Source organism: Nocardia sp. NPDC049526 (assembly GCF_044465765.1).
Taxonomy (GTDB): domain Bacteria; phylum Actinomycetota; class Actinomycetes; order Mycobacteriales; family Mycobacteriaceae; genus Nocardia.
The window spans coordinates 638,306-654,808 of record NZ_JBITMA010000001.1; the positions used below are offsets into that span (position 1 = coordinate 638,306).

Annotated in this window: 18 protein-coding genes; 7 read left to right on the forward strand and 11 right to left on the reverse strand. The window is 63.8% G+C overall.

The genetic code is table 11. The features are described 5' to 3' along the window. Positions 1 to 517 precede the first annotated feature (517 nt). The 3 genes from ACIBW7_RS02785 to ACIBW7_RS02795 all read right to left on the reverse strand — a co-directional run bounded on the left by ACIBW7_RS02785 (position 518) and on the right by ACIBW7_RS02795 (position 6,049). Positions 518 to 820 carry a hypothetical protein gene (locus tag ACIBW7_RS02785; RefSeq protein WP_397043411.1) on the reverse strand — a complete coding sequence of 101 codons (303 nt, stop codon included), beginning with the start codon at positions 818 to 820 and terminating at the stop codon, positions 518 to 520. A 534-nt stretch (positions 821 to 1,354) separates the two neighbouring features. After that, positions 1,355 to 2,800, reverse strand: coding sequence for an ATP-binding protein (locus ACIBW7_RS02790; RefSeq protein WP_397043413.1), 1,446 nt, complete (start codon positions 2,798 to 2,800; stop codon positions 1,355 to 1,357). Between the two features lie 870 nt (positions 2,801 to 3,670). Beyond that, on the reverse strand, positions 3,671 to 6,049 hold the full coding sequence (locus ACIBW7_RS02795; RefSeq protein ID WP_397043415.1) for a TOTE conflict system archaeo-eukaryotic primase domain-containing protein: 2,379 nt from the start codon (positions 6,047 to 6,049) through the stop codon (positions 3,671 to 3,673). 615 nt (positions 6,050 to 6,664) lie between these two features. Between ACIBW7_RS02795 and ACIBW7_RS02800 the strand changes: the two genes are divergently transcribed. Both ACIBW7_RS02800 and ACIBW7_RS02805 read left to right on the forward strand, forming a co-directional pair. Then, a complete protein-coding gene (locus ACIBW7_RS02800; RefSeq protein ID WP_397043418.1) occupies positions 6,665 to 6,901 on the forward strand; it encodes a FitA-like ribbon-helix-helix domain-containing protein in 237 nt (78 codons plus the stop codon). Next, a complete protein-coding gene (locus ACIBW7_RS02805) occupies positions 6,898 to 7,302 on the forward strand; it encodes a type II toxin-antitoxin system VapC family toxin (protein WP_397043420.1) in 405 nt (134 codons plus the stop codon). Before ACIBW7_RS02800 ends, ACIBW7_RS02805 begins: the two co-directional genes overlap by 4 nt. A gap of 290 nt (positions 7,303 to 7,592) precedes the next feature. Here ACIBW7_RS02805 and ACIBW7_RS02810 read toward each other — a convergent pair whose 3' ends face one another. Beyond that, positions 7,593 to 7,772 carry a hypothetical protein gene (locus tag ACIBW7_RS02810; protein ID WP_397043421.1) on the reverse strand — a complete coding sequence of 60 codons (180 nt, stop codon included), beginning with the start codon at positions 7,770 to 7,772 and terminating at the stop codon, positions 7,593 to 7,595. A gap of 324 nt (positions 7,773 to 8,096) precedes the next feature. Further along, the gene (locus ACIBW7_RS02815; RefSeq protein ID WP_397043423.1) at positions 8,097 to 8,531 is read right to left on the reverse strand and encodes a PASTA domain-containing protein; all 435 of its coding nucleotides are present in this window, start codon (positions 8,529 to 8,531) and stop codon (positions 8,097 to 8,099) included. A gap of 1,116 nt (positions 8,532 to 9,647) precedes the next feature. On the opposite strand from ACIBW7_RS02815, the gene ACIBW7_RS02820 reads away from it, so the two are divergent. Beyond that, on the forward strand, positions 9,648 to 9,908 hold the full coding sequence (locus ACIBW7_RS02820; protein ID WP_397043425.1) for a hypothetical protein: 261 nt from the start codon (positions 9,648 to 9,650) through the stop codon (positions 9,906 to 9,908). 189 nt (positions 9,909 to 10,097) lie between these two features. Here the strand turns inward: ACIBW7_RS02820 and ACIBW7_RS02825 are convergent, their stop codons facing one another. The 5 genes from ACIBW7_RS02825 to ACIBW7_RS02845 all read right to left on the reverse strand — a co-directional run bounded on the left by ACIBW7_RS02825 (position 10,098) and on the right by ACIBW7_RS02845 (position 12,233). Then, positions 10,098 to 10,259, reverse strand: a complete 162-nt coding sequence (locus ACIBW7_RS02825) for a hypothetical protein (RefSeq protein ID WP_397043427.1) — start codon at positions 10,257 to 10,259, stop codon at positions 10,098 to 10,100. 6 nt (positions 10,260 to 10,265) lie between these two features. After that, a complete protein-coding gene (locus tag ACIBW7_RS02830; RefSeq protein ID WP_397043428.1) occupies positions 10,266 to 10,457 on the reverse strand; it encodes a hypothetical protein in 192 nt (63 codons plus the stop codon). 50 nt (positions 10,458 to 10,507) lie between these two features. Continuing rightward, positions 10,508 to 10,912, reverse strand: a complete 405-nt coding sequence (locus tag ACIBW7_RS02835) for a cold-shock protein (RefSeq protein WP_397043430.1) — start codon at positions 10,910 to 10,912, stop codon at positions 10,508 to 10,510. Then, positions 10,881 to 11,117 carry a hypothetical protein gene (locus ACIBW7_RS02840; protein ID WP_357484693.1) on the reverse strand — a complete coding sequence of 79 codons (237 nt, stop codon included), beginning with the start codon at positions 11,115 to 11,117 and terminating at the stop codon, positions 10,881 to 10,883. The genes ACIBW7_RS02835 and ACIBW7_RS02840 overlap by 32 nt, the downstream gene beginning before the upstream one ends. A 693-nt stretch (positions 11,118 to 11,810) precedes the next feature. Then, entirely contained in the window at positions 11,811 to 12,233 is a 423-nt protein-coding gene (locus ACIBW7_RS02845; protein WP_397044152.1) for an Hsp20/alpha crystallin family protein, read from the reverse strand. Positions 12,234 to 12,378: 145 nt separating this feature from the next. On the opposite strand from ACIBW7_RS02845, the gene ACIBW7_RS02850 reads away from it, so the two are divergent. Both ACIBW7_RS02850 and ACIBW7_RS02855 read left to right on the forward strand, forming a co-directional pair. Next, positions 12,379 to 12,741, forward strand: a complete 363-nt coding sequence (locus ACIBW7_RS02850; RefSeq protein WP_397043432.1) for a MerR family transcriptional regulator — start codon at positions 12,379 to 12,381, stop codon at positions 12,739 to 12,741. 18 nt (positions 12,742 to 12,759) lie between these two features. Beyond that, on the forward strand, positions 12,760 to 12,897 hold the full coding sequence (locus tag ACIBW7_RS02855; protein WP_397043434.1) for a helix-turn-helix domain-containing protein: 138 nt from the start codon (positions 12,760 to 12,762) through the stop codon (positions 12,895 to 12,897). A gap of 442 nt (positions 12,898 to 13,339) precedes the next feature. Here ACIBW7_RS02855 and ACIBW7_RS02860 read toward each other — a convergent pair whose 3' ends face one another. Then, the gene (locus ACIBW7_RS02860; protein WP_397043436.1) at positions 13,340 to 13,780 is read right to left on the reverse strand and encodes a DoxX family protein; all 441 of its coding nucleotides are present in this window, start codon (positions 13,778 to 13,780) and stop codon (positions 13,340 to 13,342) included. A 561-nt stretch (positions 13,781 to 14,341) separates the two neighbouring features. Here ACIBW7_RS02860 and ACIBW7_RS02865 point away from each other — a divergent pair. After that, complete coding sequence (locus ACIBW7_RS02865; protein WP_397043438.1) at positions 14,342 to 14,926, forward strand: GNAT family N-acetyltransferase; 585 nt, start codon at positions 14,342 to 14,344, stop codon at positions 14,924 to 14,926. A gap of 232 nt (positions 14,927 to 15,158) precedes the next feature. Beyond that, positions 15,159 to 16,337 (forward strand): cytochrome P450, encoded by a 1,179-nt coding sequence (locus ACIBW7_RS02870; protein ID WP_397043440.1) that lies wholly within the window; start codon positions 15,159 to 15,161, stop codon positions 16,335 to 16,337. Positions 16,338 to 16,503: the final 166 nt, after the last annotated feature.

Below are 16,503 nucleotides of genomic sequence, written 5' to 3' on the forward strand. Positions count from 1 at the left end.
CGGTCATACCGGCGGGGTAAATGCGGTCGTCTTCGCTCCTCAGCCTGATGGCACCGTCTTACTGGCGAGCAGCTCAAAACATATCCATCTGAGAGCACTCATGCCCCCGTAGAGTGTGTAGCACTCATCTGCCTTTCGCAGTTTGACCGCTCGGGTCAGCAGAATCCGCGAGTTGTTTTGAGGGTGTAGACGTCCACCGTGTTCCGTGGCACGGGTTGAGCTCTATACCCAGGTCATCCACGGGCTTGCGCCCAGCACGCCGAATCGGGCCGTAACCCAGAGACCTCAGGTCCAGATCGCCCTGGGGACGCAGCCGCGATGCCTCGCACCTTGACGTTGAGGATCGTACGGAACTCCGTATTTGCTCCTTATTTTCAGCTGAATCCAGCCGAATCCGATGCGGCACAGCGTGTTCAACAGAAGATAGCCACTCGCTATTCATGCTGTCAGGAGTGTGGAAGCGAAGATGATTGCAGAGCGCCGAATCCTGTTGTGCCAGAAGTGAGAAGCAGAAGTTCTACTGAGCCGGGTCGCTTCGATCAGGTTTGAGCTCGGTTTCGTCAACACCTTGGCTTCTGCGCGGGGAATGGTGGCGCCGCCTCGGCCGGGGCGGCGCCACCGTCATGACTGCGAGCGCCAGTGCGCATTCTTCGATTCCGGCGCGGGTGTAGATGGTGGTTGCTCCGTTGGTGTGGGTGTCGGCGTGGCCTGCGTAGGCCTTGGCGACGATGTGGCCGAAGTTGCCCCGGAGCGCCTTAGTCGCAAAGTGTTCGGCGTGTGCAGCAACCAAGCCGTTCACCACGCCGATTGCAGCGACCAAGCCAGTCCCGTGATCCGGCGCGGGAGACTTCCCGTCACCCGGTGAGGGGTGGTGACGCCGTCACCATTCCAAGATCACTGCGGACAAAGGCCGCGGTGACGGTGTCACCAGAACGGTGGTAGCTTGGTGACTCGTAACGTACTGAAAAGTTCTGAAAGGTCTGTTGAGGCCCAACATTTGGGCTAGCTCAGGCTATTGACCAGCCGAATCGTGAAGCGCCGGACCAGGGTTCGAATCCTCCTAGGTCCGCCCGCATAAGTCCTGGTCATCGACCATTCAGGCAGCCTCGACTTCGTGCCGCGTCACCACGGCGGTCACCACCTGGTTCTCGGGCACACCACCGCGCCTCCGGACGGCGCCTATGCCGGGATTTCATGGTGGGGTTCTCCAGGTCTGGACCCCGCCTAAAGAAGTTCCGGTTCGTTGCGGCACAGCCTTTGTCGGATGAAACGTAGCCCGAACGTCGATGATAGGACTTGGCGACAGCTGAGTGATCTGGTCGACAGGTTGCTGGCAAACGTTGTGGCGGCTTCCTCAACTCCATGCGGAGAGCACGTCAGCGGCGTTCCATACCAGGTCGATGGTGTCGGCGAGGGTGCGCTCGATATCGGCTAAGGACACTGCGACCAATGCTGTTTCGTGCGGGACGAAGCCTGGAACACTGGCGACCCCGCGAGTGAGTTCGGCTAGGTCGTGGTGGTCGAATGGGGTGCCGAGCCATTTGATCGATCCGGCGAAGATCACTCGATTGGCAACGGGGGAGCGGTCGGTGCCGATGAGGTCTATCTCTGGGTTGAAGGCGCGGTTCCACCAGCCGCCGACCGCGGTGATGTCTTTCCAGGGCAGTTCTCCCGCGAGCGCTGTCAGTTCGAGCGCATCTCGCACGAGGGGTTCGACGGCTTTGCCGCGCCAGGAGGTCCAGCGTCGAGCGAACAACTCGTAGGCTGTGGCGACTCGTCCTCGCCGGACCAGGTCCTGAACCGAGCGCAGGGTTGCGAGGTAGAGCCGCAGGTTGCTGTCAGCGACTCGGTAGAGTGCCGGTTTCCCGGGTTTGATCGACAGTGGCTGGTCTACCGAGAGCACCTGCTTTTCTACCGAGAGTCGATGAAGTAGAGGCGATAACGTCCCGGAAGGCAATGCGCCACTGCGGCTGCCCGCCGAAGCCGCGATGGTGGCGTGGGTGCGTTCCCCGCTTCCGATCGCTTCGAGTACGCGTCGCGCTTGGTCGGGTGCGGGGAACTCGGCGAGGAGAGTGGCCTCGGGTACTCCGAACAGCGGCGCAGCAGGATCGTCGCATTCGCGTCGCACGAACTCGAGCGGCGACAGCCCATGCGGCCAGCTACGCAAGATGCCTGGCAGCCCGCCGGTGATCAAATGCGCGTCGATGCTCTCAGCGGCGTCGAGGCCGAGAGCACGACCGACTTCGGCCGGGTTGAGCGGATCGAGGACGAGGTTGTCTGCTCGCCCGTAGAACGGGCGGTCGTAGGCGGTGAGGCGTTCCATCATATGGATGTCACTACCCAGGAGTAGCAGCAAAACCGGGCGTTGCTGCAGCAACCGGTCCCACGCCGTTTGCAACGCGCCATCGAAAACCATGTCTTGTTCAGCCAGCCAAGGTAATTCGTCGATTACGACAGTTGTCGGCGTATCGCCGAGCGTGGTGGCCAGCAGCCGGAAGGCGTCGGGCCAGCCGCCGATTGTCTCGGGGAGGGTCTCGGGATTCGCTGCGATCCCCGATCTTTTCAATTCCGCGAGAAACGTCGCCAGCGATTCGGATACCGGCATACCCTTCGTGGCGGTGAAGTACAGATACGGTACTTGCTCCGCGTTGCAGAACTCCTGAACCAGTCGCGATTTTCCGACCTGTCGCCGCCCTCTGATCGCAACGGCTACACCTCGGCGGGATTCCGCGACACGCTGCAAGCGAGTCCTCAGAAGTCCTAGCTCGGTATTTCGGCCGACGAAACCTGATGCTGCCACCGGAGCCCCTTATGTAATCCAATTCTATGTAGACAAGATCTATGTAGATACAATCTACATTATCGGCCGTGTTCGGCGGCTGTCCTTGCCGATGTGAGTTGCGGCGTTTGCGTCGGGGGTCGGGAACCCTACGGAGGTGTATCCGAGTGCGCGTTCGGTAGCGAGGATGCGATGACCGGGTCAGTACGTCGTGGTAGTCGTGCATGGTGGCGGCGGTCTTGCCGGGGTGGGTCGGGTGATGCGTCCGACGTATTGGACGAGGCGCCTTTGAAAGACAAAGCATCCGGCACTCAGCATGAACGCGGCTGCGAAAGAGCAGCTCCACGCCGACATCGTGGCCGACACACGGCTGGCCGGGCCAGCCATCCGAACCCAGCCGTGCTTCGCCGCCAACAAACCTCGGTGAGACTGTTCGCCCCAGCGATGCCTCGACTGAATCGGGCATCGATCCACCGACGTAGGTGGACTGCGGTACACCGATCCGGTGTACCGATGGCGTGTCGGTCCCTGGTCGACATCCTGTTCGCCAGTTCGGGAATTGAGTCCGAGATCGTGCAGTCCGCAGAGAACCTCGATATCGTGCCCGGGTTGACGCTGCCGGTCGCGACTACTGCCACCTCATCGCGCTCAAACTGTTGGCCCGAGACGATGTTTCGCGCCCACAGGATCTCGCAGATCTGCATGGCCGGCTGGCGGCGGCCTCCCAGGATGACATGCGCAGGCTGAGAGCGCCGTCCGTCTGATCACCGAACGCGGCTTCAACCGTGACCGTGACTTGCTCGTGTCGCTGCATGAACTGACCTCGGCCCACTGAGAGATCTCACCGCGGCCATTCAGCGAATTCCGTCGCCCGGCTTGGGTGTGTATGGCTCATGTAGTTGCTGTCGGCGACATTGTGACCGTATTCCAGTTGTGGGGTTTGCGCGGGTCGGGGAATCCGAGGGTGACGTAGCCGGGGGCGCGTTTCTGTAGTGATGATGCGAGCACCGGGGTATGGACGTCGTGGTAGTCGTGGACGGTGGCGGTGGCCTTGTTGGGATGTGGTCGGGTGATGCGCCCGACGTATTGGACGAGGCGTCCTTTGAATGAGATAGGGGATGCGAGGAAGAGGGTGTCGAGGGCGGGGCAGTCGAAGCCTTCGCCGATGAATGAGCCGGTGCCGACGAGTAGCAGTGGTGATCCATCGGCTTGGCGGGTGCGGATCGTTTCCGTAATTGCTTGGCGGTCGCGGGCTTTCATGCCGCCGCGGAGCACGATGATGTCGTGGCAGCCTGCGTCGGTGAGGTGGTCGGTGATCGCTTCGAGGTGGTTGACCCAGGTGGTGAGTACCAGTATTTGTGCGCCGCCGTGGTGCGCGGTCTGGATGTCGGTGGTGATCTGCTGTAGGCGGTCTTCGTCGGCGACCAGCGCCCGATAGATTTCGGCCATTCCGCCCGGTTGGGACGGATCGGCGTCGCCGTTGTAGGCGAATTGCGTCGGATGAATCTCGAGCACGGGGTGGGGTGCAGGCGTTTCACTGTTGGTCGGTAGTTGTCCTGCCGCGGGACTGTCGACGGTGTGGGTACGTGAGCCGAGTTGGTGGTAGATCAGGTCGTCGAGTTGGTCGCGCCGGTAGGGGGTGGCCGTGAGTCCGAGCCAGTATCGGGCTGGGATTTGGTTGAGGACTTCGGTGAAGGCGGATGCGGCGATGTGGTGGCATTCGTCGACGATGACGAATCCGTAGCTGTTGGTGAGTTCGGCTACGTTGGTGCGGCGTGCCAGGGTGGGGAGTAGGGCGATGTCGATGGCGCCGGTGGTCTTGGATCGGCCGCCGCCGATTTGTCCACACTTGAATCCGAGATGGTCAGCGATCCGGGCCCGCCATTGGTCCGCGAGGGCTTTGCGGTCGACGAGGATCAATGTGGTCGTGGCCCGGGAAGCGATTGCGGCGCAGGCGATGACGGTTTTGCCGGTACCGGGTGGTGCGACAATTACACACGTGTCGTCGACCTCGATGTCGTGTACCGCGGCTCGCTGTTCGGGGCGCAGTTCCGCCGAGCAATGGAACGACTGTGGGTCGCCTTCGAGTCGGTTGTCTTCGATGCGCAGTGTGCTGTCGGCGGATTCGACCAGTGTGGTGAGTAAGGGCAATAGTCCGCGGGGGAGGGCGAGGTCGCCGTCGAGGGTTTCGTCGTAGCTGCGCAGGTATCGTGGTGTGTCCCAGGTGCTTCGGCGGGTGCGCTGGCGGGTGTAGAACTCGGGGTTCGGGATGGACGCGGCGTGCTTGACCGCCGAAATCATGGCGGGGCCCAGATCAGCGGCGGTCAGTTGGAGTCTGGCTGCGAATGTTGCGCGCACTACGGCTGCCGGGCGTGGCATGATCCGCGAAGAGGTCGGCAGCTGCAGGCGCCGAACATCGTGTCCGACTTTTGGTTCTGGCGACATGTTGGCAAGTGCGGCAACTTGTTTCGGTGACAGTCGCGGGATGCTCGAGAGGTAGGCCCACTGGTCCTCGAAAGGTTCGAGAGTGGCCGGATCCAGGAACAAGGTGGTGCCGTGCTGGCGTCTGGTTCCATTTAATGGTGCGGCGATGAGATTGCCCATGCCGCGGCCGGTGTGCGTGTCCTGCGACGGGAACAGTCGGTCGTAGCTGGACAGATTCATGCTGCCGCGCAGCTGGATCGCCTCGGCGAGCAGGCCGGTGGCGATCTGTCGAGCTAGGGCAGCGGCGGTGGCCTGTGCGAAGAAGATCCACACATGCGCACCTCGGCCGGATTGTGAGACCTCGAGTGCTGCGGGGATGTCCTTGGTGCGGGCTGCTTTGAGGTATGCCAAGGCGTCGAGCATCGCGGTGTCTTTGTCGAAGTCCGCGGCGACCCACCAGCAGGTGTCGTCGTCGCCCAGCGGATACAAGCCGATATGGTGCGCTCCGCGCAGATGGGCGGCGACGACCTCGTCGGTGAGCGGCAGGTACGACGCTTCCGATCGTGACATGCCGGTGCGCCAACGTCCCCGGATCGCGGGCATCCAGCCCGATCGACCGTCCTGGCGGTTCTCCCAGCGAATCGCGTAAATATCAGGGCGGCAACGGAACAAGTCGAGGTAGAACCTGACCTTGGCTTCCGGAGCAGAGCGCATGTCGACCGGGGTCGACACTGCGGTCTGGTCCGGATTGGCTGCGCGCGCCTGGTTTTCGGTGAGGTCGAGCAACCGCCGCAGGCGGGCGTTGTCGGCACGGAGGGACTCGAGCTCGCCGGGGAAGCGTTCCACGGCCATCCAGTGTGCCGCGCCATCGTTTCTACCGCTGAGGGTGGTATCGGATTGGATTGCTCATTCCGGCCACCGCTGAAGTTGCAGACAAGCCTAATCGACCAACGCGACCCCACCCGCGTCGGCAAATTCGTCCTATACGAATCGTGACTCCGAATCTGGTTCCGAGCTCCTACGACCGCGACACCACCCGGATCGACATCACATCGGGACCGCTCGACGGACGGAGCTTCAAAACACACCGACCGGAGCGGCCGGGGCCGTGGTGGCGCACTACAAGCCGACCGTCAGCTCCAACCGCAACGGGTGGTCCTTCTGGGTATTGAACGATCGGTCGGGCAAGTCTCTTCACAGCATCCGGCACTCGGCATGAACGCGGCTGCGAAAGAGCACCTCCACGCCGACATCGTGGCCGGCACACGGCTGGCCCGGCAAGACATTCGAACCCAGCCGTGCTTCGCCGCCGACAAACCTCGGTGAGACTGTTCGCCCCAGCGATGCCTCGCCTGAATTCGGCGTCGATCCACCGATGTAGGTGGACGGCGGTAAACGATCCGGTGTCGGCAAAGGGGCAATCGTCTACATGCGCATGGCATGCGCATGTAGACTGTAGATATGGTCGTTGCGATTCAAATCAAGGACGTGCCCGAGGAGGTGCGGGACGCTATCGCCGCACGCGCCGCAGCCCGCGGTCAGTCCACTCAGGTGTACCTACGTGCCCTGCTGGAACGAGAGTTGCGTGCCGAGCGAAACAAGCATCTGCTCGAGAGCTTGACAGGGCACCGCAGCCTCGGTATGGGCGCTGAGGATGTCGTCGAGGAGATTCGTGGCGGCCGCGAGGACGACGAGTGATCGTCGTCGACGCGAACGTCATGGTTATGGCCTTGTCGAGCCCTGCGACTCAGGGCAACACCGCGCGAGCGGCGATGCTCGCCGACGACGACTGGGTCGCTCCCGCGCACATGCCATTGGAGGTGCTGCGCACCCTCCGCAAGGCCGTGCTCGGCAATCACTTGACCGCCGACGACGCCGATGCCGCGTTCCGAGCGCTCGCCGCTATGCAGATCGTCTACGTAGGAACCGATGTCTCTCTGTTGCATACGGTCTGGGCGATGCGCCACAACGTCTCGGTATACGACGCGGCCTACCTGGCGGTCGCTGTCCTACACGACGCTCCGCTCATAACCTTCGATGCCCGGCTCGCCAAAGCCGCCGAACAGACCAAACCAGATATCCGCGTGACGTTGCTCTGATTCGGGTGCGTATCAATGGCGCGAAGCCCCTCGCGTCCGGTGTCTCGACTTGCGCGACCACACTTGTCCCCACCGGCGAGCACATATCTAGACCGGCTTCGATTTTGACGACACCGACAACATCTCCGCGTCGGAGACGGACGAAACCACTGGGCAGCACCGATTGACGCGTCGACCGCAACAGCTAGCCAAGATCGCCTACGACACAGAGGCAGCCAACCCGAACGCAAAGACGCCCCGACCAAGTATGCGGGTCGGGGGTGTCTTGTCATTTCAGACTCGAACCGGGGTCACGGATTGCAACCGCCCATCTGCTGCATCGACCATGACGCGATGATGTGGGACAGCGCCCCGAATCCGGCGCCGATCAGAGCGCCGGGTATCGCGCCGATAATGAATATCGGGAGTCCGGCGAGCGCGCCAAGCACAGCGCCGATCCCGGCACGCAGTTCGATCGTGTCGCCCGGCATCATGCAAATCCCGATTGGCTCGGCCGGTGTGGGCGCGTTCGGTTCGACCGCGACAGCAACCGGTTCGGGTACCGGCGCCTGCGGTGTGGCCGAGGCGGGTGATGCGAGGCCGATAGTGAGAGCGAACGCCAGAACAGCGCCGGCGAATGTCACGACGGCCGCGATGAGTTGATGTCTCAATGTTTCCCCTGCTAAGTGCCGCGACCTGCTCGGCGCGGTGGGCTGTGCTTCCCTGACAGGAGTCGTCGCATGCTCGACCATCCTGGCAGCGGAAGCTTTTGCGGCAACGGGCTCCGCATTTCGCGGTCGATCACCATCGGCCGGTCACCGGTTGTTCTTCGTCATCGTCAGCACGACCGCCGAGTTTGACGCGACGACGGTACCCGCGCCGGGTTCTACTGCGCGCACGGTCCAGTTCGACAGCATCAACACAACTTCAACGCCGGGTGTCGCCGACCCGTAGGTGACATTGGTGAACCCGGCTTTCTTCAGTTCGTCGGCCGCGACCGCGCCGTTCTTGCCAACCACGTTCGGGATAGTTAGGTCGCTCGCCGGTGCCACTGTGGTTGTGGTCGTGGCGAACGCAGTCACGGCCGGTGCGGCGGAGGCGACTGGTGCCGCTCGTTGGGTAGTGGTGATTCCAGCGGCGTCCTTCGAAGTGCCGCCGAGGGCACTACCGATGAGGCCCAACACCAGCAACCCACCGATAACCGCGGCGATCCACACCCATGCCGGCGTCGACTTCTGTTTCGTCGGCATCGGAGGACGTGGCGGTTGACCATACGGAGGATGCGGCGGCGGTTGTTGGTAGCTCAATGTATTCCCCTGCGACGTGTGGTGACGCGACCCGGATCGGGCTCTCATAGGCGGCTCTCCCCCGACAGGAGTCGTCGCGTGCTCGATCATCCTGACAGGGGAAATGTTTAACAGCAGCGGATTCCGGGAAATCAATCCGCCTCGGTCGGCGAGTCGGCAGACACCGGATAGGGGATGGGCGTCGAAATCGGGTAGATCCTGGGCCGGGGATCGCCAATCGCCTCGACGAATGCGATCTCGGGGTCACCAGCGACGCTGATCTCTAACACCTCGAAAACATCGACCCCGCCTTGACGAGATGGGCTAGGTCTCCTCACTGATCGCCACGAGCGCAAACTAATCGGTCTGTCCGGGTAGACAACGCGCCCCGCCTCCCGAACCGGAAACGGACGCGTTCGGTGTTTCGGGATTCCGGAGCATCGTTAGAGCGAGATCTGCTGTGGGGCAAGCAGTTTCGTCGGTGAGTGGCAAAATTTCGGGCAGTTCGAAATTGTGGCGCCGAGCCAGCCCGTGCATATTCAGCTCGTAGTGGTCGCGGCGCGTCCCTGCGAGATCCGTCCCGATCACACCTACGGCAGGCGGCCGACCCTCATCCACATTCATCGATGAACACCACCTCTGCCCAAGGATTCGCCCGCCCGTGGGCGAACCCGCTCGAACCGACCGGTGCTAGCCGAATCAGGCCCCCTACCCCTAGAAGCCGGTTTCAGGTGAGAGCTCGCCTTGCGTTCGCGGGCTATGCGTTGTGCGATCTCGTCGACGCTGTGGCCCTTCGGAATCCGGCGCGGCCACAGCATGACCGCTCCGAAAACGAAACCGCAGAACGTAACCGCAATACCGGACGCGATTCCCTTATCCCGGATATCGCAGCGGGCAAAGGGCTGGTGACTATGTCACCAGCCAGGTGGTAGCTTGGTGCATCGCAACGTACTGAAGAGTTCTGAAAGGTCTGTTGAGGCCCAACATTTGGGTTAGCTCAGGCAATTGACCAGTGCTTTTGTGAAGCGTCCCAATGGGTTCGAATCCCGTCATCCGCTCCACGAAAACACCAGAGTCTCGATGGCGCGGCCCAGCGAGGTCACCGCCATCCAGATCCGCGACATCGACAAGCGGACCGGCGATGTCCGGATCAACAAGGCGTGGAAGTACGTCGGCGGTGAGATGAAGCTGGGAAAGCCCAAGTCCTCGCGCGGTATTCGTACCGTCACGGTTCCGCTGGAAACCCTCGAGCGCTTCGACCTCGACCGGCCCGGTGATGAGCTTGGTCCACACCAGCAACAGCACCCCGGTGGGTGGAGGGTGCCGAAGGCCACTGTGTGATGGCCCCGGAATCTTGAACTGGCCCGAGCCGCAATGCGGCTCGGGCCTCGAGTTGATTCGGCATGTACTGGGGGCGTGGGTGTTCCGGTGGCCGATCGGCTAACGGAACAGGGTGATGTGCCGAATCCGTTGTCCTCGGCATGGCTGGGCGGGTCCGGTTTCGATTCCCGGTCCGTGTGGAGGCGGTGGTCACCGCAGTGCCGGTGCCAGGGTGCGGGCGGCGGACTGGTCGGGTGGTGGCTGCCGGTAGCGGGTGCGGATTTCGTGCCAGCAGGCGGCTGCCACGCACGCCCAGCCAGCGAGCGCAGCGAGCGGGGGAACGGCAACCAGCAGTGCGAGCAAGGTGAGCATGGATCTTCATACTCCGGCCGAGGGTGCGGTGACCGGGGTCAGGGCACCGTCCATGACCCCGGTCCACCAGTGGTCCAGGGGGCTGGGGTCGGGCCAGTGTACTGCCGATGTGTCGCCGAGATCGGTTGCGGGCGTGGGCGTATGGTGCATGGTCGGGGTGTGGTTCGCTGTGGCGGGGGTATGTGATGGTGCGATCACGATGGTCCTTGTGGCGGTTACCGGATGATGCGGGGGTGCGGTGTCAGGGGTTACGGCTTGCTGCGACGGCAGCGCCGCCGGTGCGGTCGAATACCGGGAGCGCAGGGGCGTTGCGAGATGTGCGGGGTGGTGTGTGCGCGGGTGTAGGGCACGACGTGGGTGGTTTCGGGGCCGCGTGGGGTGTCGGTGATGGTGAATACCACCGGCTGCCCGGCGACGAGGGTCTTGAACCCGGGGAGGTCGATCGCCTGGTAGTCGACGAATACTGCGGGACCGGTGTCGGGAGTCAGGAACCCGAAACCCTTCTCGGTGTTGAACCAGGCGACCTGGCCGTGGTGCCAGCGCGGCGGTTCTTCCCCGCCGTCGGTGTGCGGGTCGCACCGTGCGGTGTCGGATGGGGTGATGCCCCGAGGGGTGGGGTGGTCATTCGGCGGGGCTGTAGTCGTAGTTGTCATCGAGGTCCAGTGGGGTGATCCAGGCTTGGTCGATACGGTCGGTGAGGTCGGCGGGATCGACCGCGGCGCGCACCGTTTCGGCTGGTGGCTGTAGCGCGGTGGTGTCCAGGCCGATGTCGCGGTCGCTGTCGTGGACGGGAACGTTCTGCCCGGCGCGATCGAAGTCGCTGCCTGCCGGGTTGACGGTGGTCCAGGTGCTGGTCACGGCGATCCCTTCCTTGAACGTCATCGTGTGGTCGACCCGGGCGAAAGGGCCGGATGAGCCCGGAAGCCTTCGTGCTGACCGGGCCCACCCGTGGACGGGAAGAGTCTGAACATGAACTTCTGTGGATGTTCCCGCACGGGCGGCGGACCCGTGCCCTGCCTGCTGATGCCACCACTGTGGCTGTGCACGCGCCGGAGAGGGGGGTCCTGACGCGCCTGTATCGGTGAGCGGGCATCGAGCTCGGGTCGCCGGCCCGATTGTCGCGAGAATACTTCTGTGCGAGAACGTTTCGTGCGGTCTTCAGTGTCTTCTACGGGCATCACCTCGCTCTGTCTCGTCATCGGGTACCGCATCGAGACCGCCTGGCACACCCGCAGGGGCGGGCCGCGCTGGCGGCCCTGCCCTGCGGCCGGTCGGCGTCCCGGACACCGGGCGGCCCGCCTGCGTGGCCGCCACGTGCCCGGCCCGGACCCAGACCCGGGCTCGCGACGCTGGCGCGGCGGTAGGGACCGCCACCGGTCCCAGGCCTGACACAGGACCTCGTCGAGCTCGGCGAACAACTCCTCGAGATCGGGGTCCAACGCCAGCAGCCGGGCATCGGGCCACGACAGCTCGTTCGTGGCCCCGGTCGTCGAGTGACCGGTCGCGCACACCATCGGCATCATCACAGGACCTCCCGTGATACCGCGGGGATCAGGCGTTGATCGCCTGGTGCTCGTCGTGGTGGCGGCTGATCTCGATCTTGCGGGGCTTGGCTTTCTCCGCGACCGGGATGACCAGGCGCAGCACCCCGTCGCGGTAGTCGGCGCGGATGGCGTCGGTGTCGAGATTCTCCCCCAGGAACAACTGACGGCTGAACACCCCGCGGGTGCGTTCCGCAGCGATCATCGACCGTTCGGGGTCCAGCTGCGGACGCGAGGCGCGCACGGTGATCACGTTGCGTTCGATGTCCAGGTCGAGGGATTCCGGGTCGATGCCGGGCAGGTCGAGTTCGGCGAAGAACTCATCGCCTTCGCGCCAGGCATCCATCGGCATCACCACCGGACGCGCCGGCGTGCCGAATATCTGCTGGGTCAGTCGATCCAGATCCCGGAACGGATCGGTGCGCATCAGCATGGTCGCCACCTCCACTTACTCCATTCTCACTTGAAGGGAACTCAGATAATCTCTGTCATCTGGCTTAGATATTTTTTAGCACTCGACTGAAGAGAGTGCAAGAACCATGCTGAGGTAATCTGGAAGGAGCAAGAGAGGAATGTAGATGCTGCCTGATCGCCACGACCACCCGCCCGGACTCGGCTCCGGTCATCGGCCTGGCCCGGGGCAGGCGGTGTACGGGATCTCGGTGGCCGCCGAGCTGGCCGGGATGGGGGCGCACTCGCTGCGCCTCTACGAGGAACACGGGCTGCTCACGCCAGCCCGCAGCGCGGGCGGTACCCGCCGCTACAGCGACGACGACTTGGCGCGGCTCGCGCGCATCGCCGCCCTGGCCGGGCAGGGGATCAACCTCGCCGCGATCGCACGCATCCTGGACCTCGAGGACACCAACACCGCACTGCGCGACACCAATGCCGCGCTCACCGCCGAACGCGACCGGCTCCGCGGCCGCCACGATCCGTCATGACCGGCACCTGAAGAGACGGTGTCCTCGGTCGCCCGACTGCTCGGCGTCTCGCGATCGACGATCTACAAATACCTGCCGGATCTCACCGAGACTCGTACAGCGGTAGCCATGCAAGCCACGCCGGATCCGGTGGCATCGGCTCCGCCAACGCTGTGATCAGCTGGCGGTGAAAGTCGTTCGCCCAAGTCTTCTGGGAAGTCAGGCTGCGCCGGACCTCCGCTGGGCGCAGATGCGGACGCAGCATGTCACCGGAACCGGATCCGGTCTCTGGGTCCAGCTCGGAGGTTTGGCTATCGGAAATCGTTGCAGGCTCAACGCGTAGCGCCGCAGCGTTCGTGCGCGGATCGCCGGGTCATCCTGTCGCGCGCCCGATGGCTTCCTAGGACGCACTATCGGCGCGGCGTGGCGCACGGCGTCGGTGAGTCGTTTTACGCCCGGACGCGACAACGGACACCTGGTCCGCGGCGCCCGGCTGGGCGCCGCGGACCAGATGGCCGCTGGATCGATCGCCGCCAACCCGACGGGCGATCGATGGCGAGAACGCACGACCGGCGATCGGTGGGTGGACCACCGATCGCCAGTCGTGGGTATGGATTTGTCATCGCGAGAGCGAGTCGCGCAGATCGGTGATGGTGGCGCGGCGCTCGTAGGCGATCCAGGCGAAGATCGCGGCGAGCACCAGTGGGAAGATCCCCATCAGGGGCTTGTCGGCGATGAAAGCCTGCGTCCCGGCGGCGAGCACGGTGAGAACCGACAGACCCGCGGCAGCCAGGGCACTGAGCCTGGGCACCATCAGGCCGACACCGCCCGCGACCTCCGCAACTCCGATGAAGACGAGCAGCCCGAGGGGGATGGTCAGATTCTCGGGGGCGTTGTCGGTCAGGGCGTTGGGCATAACGAGCTTCGGCCCGCCGGAGGCGATGATGAAGAACAGGCCGAGCAGGATCTGCAGCGTCCACAGGGCGCGGTTGCGGACCTTGCCGGGACGGTCGGATGTGATGTCGTTGGAGAGGTTGGCGGAGGGGTTGGCGGTGGTCATTTTTGGTCCTTCTGGTCGGTCGCGCCGGGTTGGTAGCGCGTTCAACAGATAGGACGGAGCACCGTCGCAGGAGTCATCGCTGTCCGCGAAGATTTTTCGCAAACCGCTGCTGAACCACCGGTTTGTATTGGCCCGTGGCCGCATTATCTGCGGTACTGGCTTAGCGCCGGATCCATCTGCGACAACGTGATTGGATGCAGGGTGCGACCATCGCAGGTGTGACGTCCAAGGCGTCCCCTCGGTGTCGGCGAGCAATAGGGAAGGCGATGTAGCTGATTCCGAGGGGTAGAAATCTGGCCAGACGCGGGCCAGTGACCTTTGCGTCCCGGATCGAAGTAGCGCCTTTCAGCCCGAGCAGTTCGGTACTACCTTCGGGACGGGTAGTCGCCGACCTGCCCAGTTTTCCGGCTCGGCTCCGTCCTCGATCGCGCGGTGAACCGGCCGATGCCTGCCGGAGGCGATCGAATTGCGGGGGTCGGCGTGTGCCTGCGGTACTCGGAAATGGAAGTGGTAACGGTGACGCCGGGCCGATAGCCTGTGCATATTGTGGGGAGGCTGACAATGGACGATGCTCTGCAAATACCGCATCTGAGAGCCACCGCAGACTTGGAACTCCGCCCGTGGTCGTTGTCTGCGGCAGACCTCGAGCTTGTTAGGGAAGCCTCTGCCGACGACCTGATTCCTATAACCACGGTGCCGGCGACCTTCTCGCGCGAGGACGCAACGCGGTTTGTCGAACGCCAGCGGCAACGAGCGACCGATCGAACCGGATACCCGATGGTGATCGTCCGGCGACGGGACGACACACCACTGGGAAGTATCGACCTGTGGTTGAAGGACATCGACGAAGGCCGCGCATCGGTCGGCTACTGGGTGGTCGGCTCTGCCCGCGGCCATGGCGTCGCCGCGCATGCTCTGGCGGCAATGGCTACCTGGGCACTGGAAGAGCTGCATATCCCACGGCTCCAGCTCTATGTGGAACCTTGGAACCGCGCTTCGATCCGCACTGCGGAGAGAGCCGGTTTCGAATGCGAAGGGCTCCTCAGATCGTGGCAGAAGGTCGGCAATCGACGCCGCGACATGTTCATGTACGCGCGCCTGGCAACGGGAACCCTCGCCGAGGGGGATCAGGTTTGCACCGGTTAGACCTCAATGACCGGTTGCCGGCGGTCGCGTGATCGTGAACCGATATCACTGCTGGCACAGTGTTCGATAGGTCCCGGCGGTGCCGGGGTACTCGCCTCGTGGTCGACCTCCACGGCCTCGCTTGTAAAATTAGTCGAGATATGCGTGGTTTGCGTTTGTACGCACAGCCAGTGGATAAATCCGCTCGAAACATCTGATGAATCGCTCACCCTCTCTATGAGAGGACCGTCCGATGGGTTTTGCAGAGATGCGCCGATTCCGGCGTGATCCGTTGGGTTTCCTCGAGAATCTGCGCCGGACCAGCCCGGTAGAGGTGTTCGGGCTGCCGTGGGGCGGGTGGTGTGTCGGCGATACGGGTCTGGCGCTGACGGTGTTGAGTGACCGCGCTTTCAATGCGGGGAAGTCCGGATTCTTCGGTTCTATGCTGCCTTCGCGGTCTGCTCAAGTCGATTTCGGCCGCGCGGTGCGCGCGATTCTGCGGACGCATACGCCCGAGTATCGCGAGTGCTTGGCGGCGGCGGTGATCGAAATGCCCTCCGTCACTCGCTGGCCCGCAGCGGGGGTCGAGCTGGTGTATCGGTGCACCGCGGACCTGTTGCTGCACCCCGATGGTTCTCCCGAGTTGCGACGGTTACTGGAGCGAAATGCACGCGTGGGCGCGCTTCGCCCGGCCCGAATGGCGCAGCGGGCGCGGGCGCAGCTGCTGCGCGCCAAGCTGTCCACCGCGCTGAACCAGCAGATCCGGGACCGGCGCAGCGCCACCGGCCGCACTGCGGAAGCCGAACCACGGGATCTGCTCGATGCCGTGATCGGTGCCTGTCCCGACGGCGTCGCCGATACAACGGTGGCGCAGCTGTATGTGCTGATGTTCCGGTCCATTGTGGGACCGCTGGGCTACTCGCTCGCGTGGTCGGTGCTGCTGGGTAGTCTCCACTCTCCCGGCTCACCATGGCCTTGGCCCGTCGACTGGGTGGTACGTGAGGCCCTGCGGCACCGGCCGGTCTCCTGGATGGTCAGCCGTCCCGTCCCCTATCCCGCCGAGTTCGGGGGGATCGCCTTCCAGACCGGCGACCTGCTGTCGGTCAGCCCCTATCTGCTCCATCACGACAACGAACACTGGACCAGACCAGGGGCATTCCAACCCGACCGCTGGATTCGACCGAGCGAACACGGCCCATTTGTGCCCTTCAGTTCCGGCCCCTTCACCTGCGCCGGCGCCGCGGTCGCCCACGATCTGGTCACCGATGCAGCCACCACCCTCATCGAGAACACCTCTCTGCGCGTCATCGGCGGCGGTGATACCCGCCCGATCGTGACCAATGCCGCGATCCCCAGGCCGTTCACCCTGCGGCGGTACCCCACAAGCCCTGTCCGCGCCGGACCGAGCCCCAGGAAGGAGGTGACATCATGATCAAGGCATTGCGGTTCATCATCACCAACAAGCCGACCCGTACCTGGGACCCCGCTCAATACGGATGATTCTGCTACCGGCTGGTTGGCTCGACCAACGCCAACCAGCTCTCGGTGATCGGTGGCGCCCCCGATGACATCGCGTTTCCACCGGGGTCTTCGGAGTG

Excerpts from the sequence above, each read along its gene's own strand:
- ACIBW7_RS02800 (WP_397043418.1), top strand. The coding sequence starts at position 6,665 with ATGGTCGTTGCGATTCAAATCAAGGACGTGCCCGAGGAGGTGCGGGAC.
- ACIBW7_RS02810 (WP_397043421.1), bottom strand. The coding sequence starts at position 7,772 with ATGCCGGGCGACACGATCGAACTGCGTGCCGGGATCGGCGCTGTGCTT.
- ACIBW7_RS02815 (WP_397043423.1), bottom strand. The coding sequence starts at position 8,531 with ATGCCGACGAAACAGAAGTCGACGCCGGCATGGGTGTGGATCGCCGCG.
- ACIBW7_RS02820 (WP_397043425.1), top strand. The coding sequence starts at position 9,648 with ATGGCGCGGCCCAGCGAGGTCACCGCCATCCAGATCCGCGACATCGAC.
- ACIBW7_RS02825 (WP_397043427.1), bottom strand. The coding sequence starts at position 10,259 with ATGCTCACCTTGCTCGCACTGCTGGTTGCCGTTCCCCCGCTCGCTGCG.
- ACIBW7_RS02835 (WP_397043430.1), bottom strand. The coding sequence starts at position 10,912 with ATGACAACTACGACTACAGCCCCGCCGAATGACCACCCCACCCCTCGG.
- ACIBW7_RS02845 (WP_397044152.1), bottom strand. The coding sequence starts at position 12,233 with ATGCTGATGCGCACCGATCCGTTCCGGGATCTGGATCGACTGACCCAG.
- ACIBW7_RS02850 (WP_397043432.1), top strand. The coding sequence starts at position 12,379 with ATGCTGCCTGATCGCCACGACCACCCGCCCGGACTCGGCTCCGGTCAT.
- ACIBW7_RS02860 (WP_397043436.1), bottom strand. The coding sequence starts at position 13,780 with ATGACCACCGCCAACCCCTCCGCCAACCTCTCCAACGACATCACATCC.
- ACIBW7_RS02865 (WP_397043438.1), top strand. The coding sequence starts at position 14,342 with ATGGACGATGCTCTGCAAATACCGCATCTGAGAGCCACCGCAGACTTG.
- ACIBW7_RS02870 (WP_397043440.1), top strand. The coding sequence starts at position 15,159 with ATGGGTTTTGCAGAGATGCGCCGATTCCGGCGTGATCCGTTGGGTTTC.